The 11,278-nt window shown below is 74.2% G+C and carries 9 protein-coding genes and 1 pseudogene; 2 read left to right on the top strand and 8 right to left on the bottom strand.

What is annotated here, in order from left to right:
• Positions 1-6 precede the first annotated feature (6 nt).
• The 7 genes from AB0J10_RS12700 to AB0J10_RS12670 form a co-directional block, all read right to left on the bottom strand.
• Positions 7-849, bottom strand: a complete 843-nt coding sequence (locus AB0J10_RS12700) for an FkbM family methyltransferase (protein ID WP_363060723.1) — start codon at positions 847-849, stop codon at positions 7-9.
• A 73-nt stretch (positions 850-922) separates the two neighbouring features.
• Entirely contained in the window at positions 923-1,870 is a 948-nt protein-coding gene (locus AB0J10_RS12695) for an FkbM family methyltransferase (protein WP_363060721.1), read from the bottom strand.
• On the bottom strand, positions 1,857-3,065 hold the full coding sequence (locus AB0J10_RS12690; protein WP_363060719.1) for a glycosyltransferase family 4 protein: 1,209 nt from the start codon (positions 3,063-3,065) through the stop codon (positions 1,857-1,859). Before AB0J10_RS12690 ends, AB0J10_RS12695 begins: the two co-directional genes overlap by 14 nt.
• A complete protein-coding gene (locus AB0J10_RS12685) occupies positions 3,059-4,339 on the bottom strand; it encodes a glycosyltransferase family 4 protein (RefSeq protein WP_363060717.1) in 1,281 nt (426 codons plus the stop codon). The genes AB0J10_RS12690 and AB0J10_RS12685 overlap by 7 nt, the downstream gene beginning before the upstream one ends.
• Before the next feature lie 83 nt (positions 4,340-4,422).
• Entirely contained in the window at positions 4,423-5,751 is a 1,329-nt protein-coding gene (locus tag AB0J10_RS12680; RefSeq protein ID WP_363060715.1) for a glycosyltransferase, read from the bottom strand.
• A complete protein-coding gene (locus tag AB0J10_RS12675; protein ID WP_363060713.1) occupies positions 5,748-6,674 on the bottom strand; it encodes a WecB/TagA/CpsF family glycosyltransferase in 927 nt (308 codons plus the stop codon). The genes AB0J10_RS12680 and AB0J10_RS12675 overlap by 4 nt, the downstream gene beginning before the upstream one ends.
• Positions 6,671-7,669, bottom strand: coding sequence for a UDP-glucuronic acid decarboxylase family protein (locus AB0J10_RS12670; protein WP_363060711.1), 999 nt, complete (start codon positions 7,667-7,669; stop codon positions 6,671-6,673). The genes AB0J10_RS12675 and AB0J10_RS12670 overlap by 4 nt, the downstream gene beginning before the upstream one ends.
• A 218-nt stretch (positions 7,670-7,887) precedes the next feature.
• On the opposite strand from AB0J10_RS12670, the pseudogene AB0J10_RS12665 reads away from it, so the two are divergent.
• Positions 7,888-8,502 (top strand): annotated as a pseudogene (locus AB0J10_RS12665) (sugar transferase); the annotation flags it as partial.
• Positions 8,503-8,544: 42 nt separating this feature from the next.
• Positions 8,545-10,362 carry a DUF4012 domain-containing protein gene (locus AB0J10_RS12660; protein WP_363060709.1) on the top strand — a complete coding sequence of 606 codons (1,818 nt, stop codon included), beginning with the start codon at positions 8,545-8,547 and terminating at the stop codon, positions 10,360-10,362.
• Between the two features lie 117 nt (positions 10,363-10,479).
• Here the strand turns inward: AB0J10_RS12660 and AB0J10_RS12655 are convergent, their stop codons facing one another.
• On the bottom strand, positions 10,480-11,085 hold the full coding sequence (locus tag AB0J10_RS12655) for a low molecular weight phosphatase family protein (RefSeq protein WP_363060707.1): 606 nt from the start codon (positions 11,083-11,085) through the stop codon (positions 10,480-10,482).
• Positions 11,086-11,278: the final 193 nt, after the last annotated feature.

Genomic DNA, 11,278 nt, shown 5'->3' with positions numbered 1-11,278 from the left:
GAAACGTCAGTCGACAAGGAAGTTGGCGTATCGGGGCGGTGGGACGAACCCCGGCGCGGCCGGCGCCACCCCGTCCTTCCCGAGGTGCCGGATCCGGCGGTAGCCGAGTTCGAGGACCGCTCCGCGCAGCCTCTCCAGGGCGGCTCCGTCGAGGCACTCGGCGATGATCGTCGGACGGTGGGCCGAGATCGTGCGGCTCATGCCGCCCAGCACCTCGGGTTCCAGCCCTTCCACGTCGATCTTCACCAGATCGACGGGGAGGTCCCCGATCGCGTCGTCCCCGGTGGTGACCTCGACCTCCACCGTGTCGTTCTCGGGTTCGGCCGCGAGCAGGGAAGCGGCCGTGGTGTCGGACGGAATACCGAGGAGTGCCCGGCCGCGGGATCCGGAGAGTGCCTTCTCGACCAGGACGACCCGGTCCTGGAGTCGGTTGACCTCGATGTTGCGGCGCAGCTTGCGCATCGCGGCGGGGTTGGGCTCGACCGCGACCGCGCGGAGCCGCGGGTTGGCCCGGCAGGCCAGCAGGGTGTAGATGCCGGAGAAGGCGCCGACGTCCACGAACCCTCTGGCACTGCGGGCGAGGTCGAAGAAGACCGGGTGGGTGGTCTCCTCCCAGTGGCGCATGTTCGTCCAGATGAGGCTGCGGGCCAGGATGTCGTCGGCATCGCTGGCGTAGTGGAACCCGCTGCCGTCCGGGGCGCGCAGCGTCCACACACCGGTGGGGTGCAGGCGCTTCCAGACGGCGTTCGGCACGCAGCCGCGCATCGTGGCGAGTCGGACGGCCCGTTGCACACCGGGGAACCGGAACAGCGAATCGCGGGCGCTACGCAAGGTGTCGTGCACTGTCACGCGGCTCAACGTACGGCAGCGGCCACGGAGATCCGCGGCCAACGCCGAAGTGTCGGTGTTGTTGCCCGCCGCTTCACTCCTCGGCACCAGTGGCGTGGTGCGCAGCGGATTCCCCGCGGTGCCCGGACGGAGCTCGCCCGGCGGCGGACGCCGCGGGTTTCCGGTGGGCGGGCATGCGCGGAGTGCGGGACTCCGGCGTTCCCAGGGAAGCGAGGTAGTTGCTCACCCCGCGGAAGTGCTCGAGTTCCTCGGTGTACGCCTGCACGGGCAGCAGGACGCCGCCGGGGCAGATCCTCCACAGACGGTAGCCGAGCGGGGTGAGGAGGTCCCAGAAGTCGCGGAAGAAGGTGCGGGAGTAGACGTTCGCCGAGCCGAACTCGAAGGCGATGGTCGTCACCCTGCGGTCCCGGAGGCTGCCGGCCGCTCCGCGCAGGGCCTGGTACTCCGCTCCCTCGATGTCGAGCTTCAGCAGGTCGATCCGCTCGACCCCCCACCTCTCGACCTCCCGGTCGATGGTGGTGACCGGCACCTTCTCCTGATGTGCCGTCATGTCGCCGAAGTAGGAGTCACGGCGCCGGTGGACGGACGCCACGCCCGAGCCCGGGGTGTCGGCGAAGATCGTTGCGGAGCCCTCCTCGTCGCTCACGGCCGCGGGAATGACCACCTGGTTGGGCACCCGGGTCCTGGCGAGCGCCGGCCGGCACGCCGGCTGTGGTTCGAACAGGAAGTAGCGGCCGTTCCGTGTTCCCAGGGCCGAGTGCAGCCCCGTCGACCACTGACCGTAATTCGCCCCCACGTCGAAGATCACCGGGGCTTCGACCCCACGGAGGCAGCGCCGCGCCGCGACGATCTCGCCGTGAAGGTCCCAGCCGGTCCCGGCGCCCCGTCCCTGGAGGATCTCCAGGTAGATCTCCAGCAGTCGGGTCCCCTGCCGGATCCGCCGGCTGCTCGCCAGCCGGCACAGCCGGGGTGCCGCGGCCTTGGCGGTCCGGCCGAGGAGGCCGGCTTCATGTACCTGCATGCGTATTCCTTTGGTGTCGTTCCAACGCCTTCAGCAGCCCGTCGCAGAAACGCGCCGCCATCCCCTCCGTCGTGTACGCGGGAACGTCGTTCCCGCACGCGGTACGGAGGGCCTCCAGCCGTGCGGGATCGCGCAGCAACGCGGTCACGGCGCCGGCGTACGCCGCGGGGTCGTCGGGAGTGACCAGCGCGTTTCGGCCGTCGGCCAGATACTCGAACTCGGGAGCGTGCCAGGGCCAGTCCGTCGTGACCACGGGCGTGCGCAGGGCGAAGGAGTCCACCGCGCAGAGTCCGACCCGCCCCGGCATCAGCATGACGTCGCTGACCGCCCCGAGCGGGGCCGTTCCCGTCCCGCCCGTGTGTCCCACCGCGATCACCGGGCCGCCGGGACGGGCGGCGGCGGCGTCGACCAGGTGGCGGTCCGCGCCGTCGCCCGCCACCAGCAGCCTGAAGCCCGGGAGTTCGGCGGCGATGCGGTCGGCGCAGTCCAGCAGGAACGGAATCCGCTTGGGCGCGTCCAGCCCGCCGAGGTACAGCGCGGTGCGTCCCCCGGTCAGGCCGTACCGCCGCCGCAGCAGCGCGGCCGCGGCCGACTCCGCCGTCCCCGGCAGCGCGGCCCTGGCACGCGCGGCCACGAGTTCCCCGGTGTCGACGGAGTTGCGGACCACGGTGATCCGGTCGCGGGGGAAGCCGCGTGAGGCGACGTGCGCCGCCCCGCCCTCGGTGTAGGCGAAGAACCAGGACCCCAGCCGGGTCAGCGCGCTCTTCGCCACGGCTTCCAGACGGTTCGGCGGCTTGGTGTAGGTCCGGCCGTGTCCCCAGAAGGCCACCTCGGGGGCGCGGCCGGCCTTCCGTCCCGCCGACCGCAGCAGCAGGGGGTACGCCTCCAGGTTGTGCAGCGCCTGCTCCAGCACGACGAGGTCGGCGGAGGCCGCCCGGCGCTGCACCCGGCGCCAGAGCAGCGACCTCCCGCCGGGCAGGGACAGGCGACGGGCGGGGACCTCGCTCGCGCAGGAGCAGGAGGCGGCGTCACCTCGTGCGGCCTGGTGCGGGGGCGCCGGCCCGTGGAGCACTTCCAGGTCCACGCCCTCGGAGGCCAGCCGGGCGTGCAGTTGGTCGAAGAAGGACGTGCGGTAGCCGGGGACGTACGGCTGCACCACGGCCACGCGGCGCCGGGTGCCCCCGGCGGTCACCACGCCCGCTCCGCGACGCCCGCCGGGCGGAGGAGCGGCGTGTGCGCCAGGGCCTGTGCGTAGACGGACTCCATCGCGGCCGTCCAGGACCGGGCGCTGTACCGTTCGGCGTGCACCCGGCGGCAGTGCTCACGCAGCCGGGGAAAGCGCTCGCGTGCCGTCGCGAGGACGTGCGGCAGGTCGCCGGGGCCGTCGTAGACCGCGCCCGTACCGTCCCCGCGCACACTGTCCGCCGCCGCCGATCCGGCGAGGGCGAGGACGGGCACTCCTGCCGCCAGCGCCTCCTGGCAGACCAGGGCGGTGGCGGACTCGGGGCAGACACTGGGGAAGACGAGACCCGTGTACCGCGGCAGCCGGGCGGTGACCTCCCGGCGCGGCAGGGCGCCCAGCAGCCGGACGCCGCCGGACGCGGCCTCCCGGCAGGCGGACTCCAGCGGGCCCGAGCCGATCACGTCGAGCGGTTCGCTCTCCGGCCAGCTCCTGAGCAGCGGCAGGATGCCCTTCTCCTCGCTCAGCCGGCCCGCGTACACCCACCGCGTCGCCGCCCCCGGGTCCGTCGCCGGGTCCGCTCCCGACGCCTCCGTGCTGCGGTCCTCCGGGTCGGCCGGACCGCCGAAGCCGACGAAGTTGGGCACCAGGGCGAGCTTCTCCGGCGGTGCACCGAACCGGAGGTACAGCTCCCGGCTGCGCTCGGAGAGCGTCACCAGACGCTGGGCGCGCCGCAGAAGGGGATGGGCCGCCGCGCCGCGCCGGCCGGCCCAGGCGAGGGGGAGGGTCGCGCCGCGGCGCCCCCGGTAGCACCCGTGCCGCAGTCCGGTCCACCGGTCGCCGTCCGGGCAGGCCGTGCACATCTTCCCGTCGCGGAAGAGCGTGGCGGCGGCGCACACGGGACGGTAGTTGTGCAGTGTCGCGACCACGGCACCGGGCCAGCGGTCCAGCCAGTCGGTGGCGAAGTTGGGGAAGAGGTTGTGCACGTGCACCACATCGGGACCGAGCCTGCGCAGTTCCGGCAGCGGTGACCGGCCGCGGCCCGTGGCGACCCTGACCGCCGCGCGCAGGGTGTAGCCACGCTCGCTCTCCAGCGCGTCGGTGTGGGCGGCGACCAGCGTGACGTCGTGCCCGGCGGCACGAAGCGCCTCCGCCTGGTCGAGCACGGCGGCGTTCTCGCCGCTCGGCCGGCGGGAGGAGTAGAAGCTGTGCACCAGCGCCACGCGGTAGGCCGCCGGGTTCGTCGGGGGACTGCCCGTCACGAGACGGGGTGCCTGTTGTGCTGGCATGCGCTGTGCTGCTCTCTTCCGTAGCGGGCGGGGCGGGGCGGGGCGGATCGCGGGCGGGCACGGCCGCCGGGACCACCGGTGCTTCAGCGACGGTTCAGGACGGATTCGTACAGCCGCTCGGCGAGTTCGGCCTTCGAGGACCAGGTGTGCTGCCGCGCCCACCGGGGCCCGGCCTCCGCGGTGCGGTGGCGCGCCTCCTCGTCGGCGAGGACACCGGCGACCGCGTCGGCGAGGCGCTGCGGCAGGTCCGCGGGATCGCCCAGCGGCACGGGCGCCGCGCATCCGGGCGCGGAGAAGTCCCCGACTCCCTGGTGGTCGAGATGCACCACCGGCAGACCCCGCGCCCATGCCTCGAGGTTCTGCACCCCGAAGGAGTCGCGGAGGCTGGTGAAGAGCAGAACGTCCGCTTCGTCGTACGCGCCGAGGGTCTCCTCCCAGGGCAGCCGGCCCCGGAAGCACACGGAGCCGGCGACACCGAGCCGTGCCGCGAGCCGTTCCAGATCCGCACGGAGCGGACCGTCCCCGAGCACCTCGAGACGGGCTCCGGGCACGCGGGCGAGGAGGAGGGCGAACGCTCTCAGGGCCAGCTCCGGGGCCTTGATGGCGGTGAGCCGTCCGACCCAGAGCACGGTCGGCGGGCGTCCCGGGCGCCGCGCGTCCTCCCGCGGTGGCTCGCGCGGCAACTCGTCCGGCACTCCGTCGCTCAGGACCAGACGCGGGTCGGCACGGCCCAGGCGGCGGGCCCGCAGCGCGGTGTCGCGATTGGTGGTCAGGACCAGAGCGGCCTCGCGGAGCGTCGCACGGCACGCCGGGCGCAGGCTCATGCCCCGCACCCACAGCAACTCCCGTACCGCCTCCTGGAGGTACGCCGGTCCCAGCCAGCGGCGGTGACTGCGCGGAGCGGTCTGCCCACCGCCCACGGGACCGAACACCAGCGGCGGTCCGAGCCGGCGCAGCAGGCTGCCGCCCACCAGCGAGCCGTACGAGACGTGGTGCACGAGATCGGCCTCGTCCAGCCCGTGGCCGCGGGCGTGTTCGAGGGCGCGCCGCTGCCATCCGTCGTAGTGGACGAACTCCAGGGCCTGGCCGCGCAGGAAGCCCGGCAGCAGCCGGACCCACCAGGGGCGCGGCGGGGCGGGCACGACATGGGTCCGGATCCGCCGCCCGACCGCGCCGAGGGCCTCGACGCGCCGGCCGATGTGCTCCGTGTTGCCGCCGTGGGGGCGGGTCAGCAACTCGACCGTGTGACCGCGGCGGGCCAGTGCCTCGGCCCAGGCCCAGCCCATGCCCGGCTCGGTGCCGCGGCTCGGGTCGCACGCGTACGAGGCCAGGACGATGCGCAGCGCGCCGGCGGGCGGGCGGGGGCCGTGCTCGCGGTCCGTGCCCGGGGCCTCATCGGTCGGTGCCGTCAACGCGTCCTCTCCCGCCCGCTGACGAGAGCCGCCCCGACGTCCGACGGCCGCCCGGTCGCGGCGGATGCCCCCGGAGTCGTCCGGAGGGCCGCCTGTCGGACGACGCCCCCGACGAACCGGGCGTTGCCGAACAGATAGCGTCGCCACAGCCGGCGCGGCTCGCAGGCCAGCCGGAACATCCACTCCAGACCGCCGTTCTGCATCCAGGCCGGTGCCTGCCGCTTGTTGCCCGCGATGAAGTCGAACGCCGCGCCCACCGCCACCGTCACCACGGGCAGCGCGGCACTGAGTTCGGCCGCCCGGTGGTCCTGCAGGGGGGTGCCGAGACCCACCCAGACGATGTCGGCCCCGCGGGCGCGGATGTCCTCCTCCTGCTCCCGCAGTTCCTGGGCGGTCAGCGACCGGAAGGGCGGGGAACAGGCGCCGGCGATCAGGGCACGGGGGAAGCGCCGCCGCACCTCGCGCTGCAACGCGGCCAGCACCTCCGGTGTGGACCCCAGCAGGTAGTGCCGCAGCCCGGTGCCCTGGCTCATGGAGAGGACGTCCAGCATGAGGTCCGGTCCGTAGACGCGTCTGCGCGGCAGCGCCGTGCCCCGGTGGAGGAGCTGGTTCGCCCAGACCACCGGCTGTCCGTCGGCGAGGTTGAGGAACGACTGGCGGAGGGTCCTGAGCAGGTCCGGGTCCCGGTCGCCCAGGGCGAGGGTGTAGGCGTTGCACAGGTGCACGTCGCTTCCCACGGGGGCGGCGGCTCCCTCGGCGGCTCCCTTCCGGTGCGCCTCGCGGGCGTCCCGGAGGTGCAGGGCGCGGTGCACCACCCGGCGGGCCGCGCCCTCACGGGTGTGCGCCGTGACGGGAACGCCGAGGCACGAAACCACGGGAACGGCTGCTGCGCCGGTCGCGGTCCGGCCGCCGAGCGGCGTCATCGGCGGGCCGTGCCGTTCAGCACGGTGACGGGGTGCCGGCGGGGGGCCGCGCCGAAGTCGTCGTAGTCGATCCGGCGGCGGAAGTCCTTGATGGTCTCCCGGAGCCCGTGCTCCACCGGTGTCATGGGGTTCCAGTCCAGCAGTTCGCGGGCCAGGGCGATGGCCGGGCGGCGCTTGCCGGGGTCGTCCTCCGGCCGGGGGACCAGCACGATCTCGGACGGGGACTCGGTGAGCTTGCTGATCCACTGGGCCAGTTCGAGCATGGTGATCTCGTGCGGGTTGCCGAGGTTGACCGGGCCCCCGTGGCCGCTCCCGATCATCCGCATCAGCCCTTCGACGAGGTCGTCCACGTAGCACAGCGACCGGGTCTGGCTGCCGTCCCCGGTGACCGTGATCGGCTCTCCCCTCAGTGCCTGGCGGATGAACGTGGGGATGGCCCGGCCGTCGTCCGGGCGCATCCGGGGGCCGAAGGTGTTGAAGATGCGCACGATCTTGGCGTCGACACCGCGGTCCCTGCGGTACGCCATCGTCAGGGCCTCGCCGAAGCGCTTCGCCTCGTCGTACACCGAGCGCGGACCCACCGGGTTGACGTGACCCCAGTAGCTCTCCGGCTGCGGGTGCACCTGGGGGTCTCCGTACGACTCCGAGGTGGAGGTCAGCAGGAAACGGGCGCCCTTGGCGGCGGCCAGGTCGAGTGCGTGCCACGTGCCGGCCGACCCCACGCGCAGCGTCTCCAGGGGCAGCCTCAGGTAGTCGGCGGGGGAGGCGGGCGAGGCGAGGTGGAACACGGCGTCCACCGGTCCGCTCACGTTCAGGCCCGCGGTGACGTCCCGGCGGTCGAAGCGGAAGCGCGGGTCTCCCATCAGATGGGCGACGTTGTCCTCGCTGGACGTCACGAGATTGTCCACGCACAGCACGGAGTGGTCTGCGGCGAGCAGGCGCTCGCACAGATGGGAGCCGATGAACCCGGCCCCACCCGTCACTACAGCACGCATGAAGGTCCTCTCGACCGCCACGTCGCGGGTCGGCGGCGGCAAGGTGATGTGTCATTGCCGAGGCCTGCCCCGACATCGTGTTTGCATCTATTTGTCGGTTATCGACTATTCGAGACGTTAGGTGACTGAATATGCCTCCGCGATGGTCAACTTTCCCTCGTTCAGTTGAAGAGGGCGGTGGGGCGGCATCACCCGTCGCAGTGACGGCCGGGGACGGTCCCGCTCGGTCGGGGCGCGGACGTCCGGCAGTCAAGCGGGCCATCGACGTCATGGGGGCCGCCGCCCTGCTCCTCCTGCTCGCGCCGCTGCTCCTCGCGGTGGCCGTCGCGGTGAAGGCGGACACCCCGGGGCCGGTCCTGTTCCGGCAGAGGCGCACGGGCCGGTACGGCCGGGAGTTCGAGGTGCTGAAGCTCCGCACCATGCACGTCGGGGCCGAACGGATGAGGGCCGGGCTCGACGCCCGGAACGAGTCCGACGGACATCTGTTCAAGATCCGCGAGGACCCCCGGGTCACCACGACCGGCCGCTGGCTGCGCCGCTGGTCCCTGGACGAACTGCCGCAGCTGGTCAACGTGCTGATGGGCCAGATGTCGCTGGTCGGTCCACGGCCGCTGCCGGTCCGGGACTCCGCGTTCACCGAGGAGGCCCGGCGCCGGCTGCTGGTCCGCCCGGGCCTCACCGGCCCGTGGCAGATCGGCGGACGGTCCGACCTCGGCTGGGAGGAGGCGCTCCGCCTCGACCTGGAGTACGTGCGTACCTGGTCGATCCGTACGGACCTGAAGATCCTCGTGCGCACGCTGCCCGCCGTCGCGCGCGGCGACGGCGCCTACTGACGCGGCGTGCGACGCACCGCTGCCCGACGGAGGGAGACGCGCATGCCGCGTCCGGAACAAGGCTTCGCGACCCGCACCGCGGACAGGGCGGTGCGCTGGTGCCGCCGCCGGCCCTTCGCGGCCTCACTGGGCGCCGCAGCGGGGCTGCTCCTGGCAGGCGCCGTCTGGCTCGCCGTCACCGGCGTGCTCGCCCGCCAGGAACTGCTCGCCGCCCAGCGGAGCCTGGAATCACTGCGGGGCCGGGCCGCGGCGGGCGCACCGGCGACGAGCAGCCCGGCAGGCGCCGTGCGCGAGGCCGCCGCCCGGGCGGCCGGGGCACACCGCCTCACCACCGGGCCGGCCTGGTACACCGCCGCGCACCTGCCGGTCCTCGGCGGCCCCGTCCGCACCGTACGCGGTGCGGCGGAGGCGGCCGACCGGCTGACCCGCGACGTGCTCTCGCCCCTCGCGGACACCGCCGGCGAACTCGCCGCCGGCGCCGGGGCGGACGGCGGTCACCTCGACCTCTCCGCACTGCGCCGTGCCGCTCCCGCCCTCCACGCCGCATCGCGCAGCGCCTCCGAGGTACGGGCCGACGTGGCCGGCCTGCCCCGCAGCACCTGGCTGCCGGCGGCCGACCGGGCCCGGGCCCTGCTCGCCCGTCAGCTCGACCGCATCGTCCCCGCCACGGTCGAGGCCGCGGCCGCGGCGCGGGTGGTGCCGTCCATGCTCGGCGAGAAGAGCCCGCGACGGTACCTGGTGGTCTTCGAGAACACGGCGGAGGCCCGCGGCACCGGCGGGCTGCCCGGCGCGTTCGCGGTCCTCACCGCGGACCGCGGCCGTCTGGGGTTCGAACGCTTCGGCAACGACAGCGAGTTGGCGGAGGTCCGCGCGTCCGTCGACCTGGGCGCCGAGTACGCCACGATGTACGGCCGCCATGTGCCCACCGGTGTCTGGGTCAACTCCAACGTCAGTCCGCACTTCCCGCACGCGGCGCGGATCTGGAGCGCCATGTGGCGTGAGCACAGCGGCCAGCGGCTGGACGGCGCGTTCGCCCTCGATCCCGGCGCGCTGGCGGGACTGCTCGCCGCCGCGGGCCCCGCCAGGCTCCCCGACGGGACCGCCGTCACCGCCGCCAACGTGGTGGACCTGACCGAGCGGACCAGCTACGCGGCCTTCCCCGACACCGCGGAACGGAAGGCGTACTTCCTCGACGTCGCCCGCGCCACCTCCGAGGTGCTGCTGGGCAGTGCCGGCGACCCGACGCGCCGATCCGCGCTCTTCGCGGCGCTGCGGGGTCAGCTGCGGGAAGGGCGGGTGAAGGTGTGGAGTGCCCATCCGGACGAGCAGCGCGAGCTGGCTGCGCACCCCTTCGGGGGCGTCCTGCCCGACGACCCCGCCCCGTTCGCCGGACTGGTCGTCAACAACGCGGCCGGCACCAAACTCGACTACTACCTGGACCGGCGCATGGAATGGACCGCCGGACGGTGCACGGAGGCCGGACGCGAGGTGACCGTGACCGCGTCGCTGACGAACAGGGCACCGGACTCGGGCCTGCCCGCCTATGTCACCCAGCGGGTGGACAATCCGCCCTACAGGACCCGGCCCGGTGACAACCGGCTGCTGGTCTCGTACTACGCCACCGAGGGAGCACGGCTGGAAAGGGCGACCGTGGACGGCCGGCCGGCCATGCTGAACCAGCTGACCGAACGCGGCCACCCGGTCTACACGGTCGACATGGAGCTGTCCCGCGGCGCCACGCGCACCCTCGTCCTGGAACTCGTGGAACGTCCCTCGGACCGTCCCCCGACGCTGTTGCACCAGCGGCTCGTCCAGCCCCTGCGGGTCACGGCCCGGCCGCCCCGTCCCTGCGGCGGCTGAACGCCGGTCTTCCCGGGGCGCGGGCGGTCCGGCCGGTGCGGTCCGCGGCCCCGCGGGTACGGACGCCGGCGCGCGGGAGGGAGCGCCGGCGGGGGCGGCCGGTGCGGGTGGCCCCGCTCAGCGCGGAGCGGCCAGCACGGCCGCGGCGATGCGTTCCACCGGCTCGGCGATCCGCCGGGCCACCTCCCGGGCCGTCTCCGGGGGCGCCCCGTGCGGATCGGCCACGTCGTCGTCGTCCGCCCGGCCCGTGTTCCCCCGCCGTGCCGCGGCTCCGCCGACCAGGGCGGCGGCCCGCCCGGCGGGATCCGCGACGCCCGCGGCGTCCTCGGGCCTCAGCAGCCGGGCGAACTCCCGAAGGGTGAAGGCACGTTGGAGTGCCCACAGCGGGGAGAGCCGCACGACCGCCTCGCGGTGTTCCGCGGCGGCGCCCAGGACGAGGTCGGCGTCCTCCACGTGGGCCGTGGTCAGCCGGCGGGCGAAGGCGCCGCGCGGATCGCCGCCGAACTCGGCCAGGAGGGAAGCGGCGAAGGGGTCCATGGGGGTGCCGGTGGTGCCGGCGGTGCCGGCGCTGCTCACCTCGAACGTCCCGGGCGAGGCGGAGAGTCTGGCTCTCAGCAGGCGTTCCGCCAGCGGCGAACGGTGCAGATTGCCCGTGCAGACGACGAGTACGCGAAAGGGCCGGACAACCCGTTCCGGGGCCGGCGCGGAAGGGGAAGGGAGCACAGCGGAATTATCGTGCCGGTCCTGGCCGCCCGGGGTGCGCCTCGCCGGGCCGGCGCTGTGCGGCGGGGTGGGTCCGGTGTGGGGCGGGGAGGGTTTCGGCCGGGCGGTCCGGTGTGGGGCGGGGAGTGTCGCGTCCCGTGCGGATCGGCCGCCGGCGCCGGTCGGGGGGAAGGCCCCGGCCGGCGGGGGGACC

The sequence above is a fragment of the Streptomyces sp. NPDC049887 genome (assembly GCF_040656535.1).
Taxonomy (GTDB): domain Bacteria; phylum Actinomycetota; class Actinomycetes; order Streptomycetales; family Streptomycetaceae; genus Streptomyces.
This window is presented reverse-complemented; position numbering and strand designations above follow the sequence as displayed.

Coding starts and splice junctions, on each gene's coding strand:
- AB0J10_RS12675 (WP_363060713.1), bottom strand. CDS start 6,674: ATGACGCCGCTCGGCGGCCGGACCGCGACCGGCGCAGCAGCCGTTCCC.
- AB0J10_RS12660 (WP_363060709.1), top strand. CDS start 8,545: ATGCCGCGTCCGGAACAAGGCTTCGCGACCCGCACCGCGGACAGGGCG.
- AB0J10_RS12685 (WP_363060717.1), bottom strand. CDS start 4,339: ATGCCAGCACAACAGGCACCCCGTCTCGTGACGGGCAGTCCCCCGACG.
- AB0J10_RS12695 (WP_363060721.1), bottom strand. CDS start 1,870: ATGCAGGTACATGAAGCCGGCCTCCTCGGCCGGACCGCCAAGGCCGCG.
- AB0J10_RS12670 (WP_363060711.1), bottom strand. CDS start 7,669: ATGCGTGCTGTAGTGACGGGTGGGGCCGGGTTCATCGGCTCCCATCTG.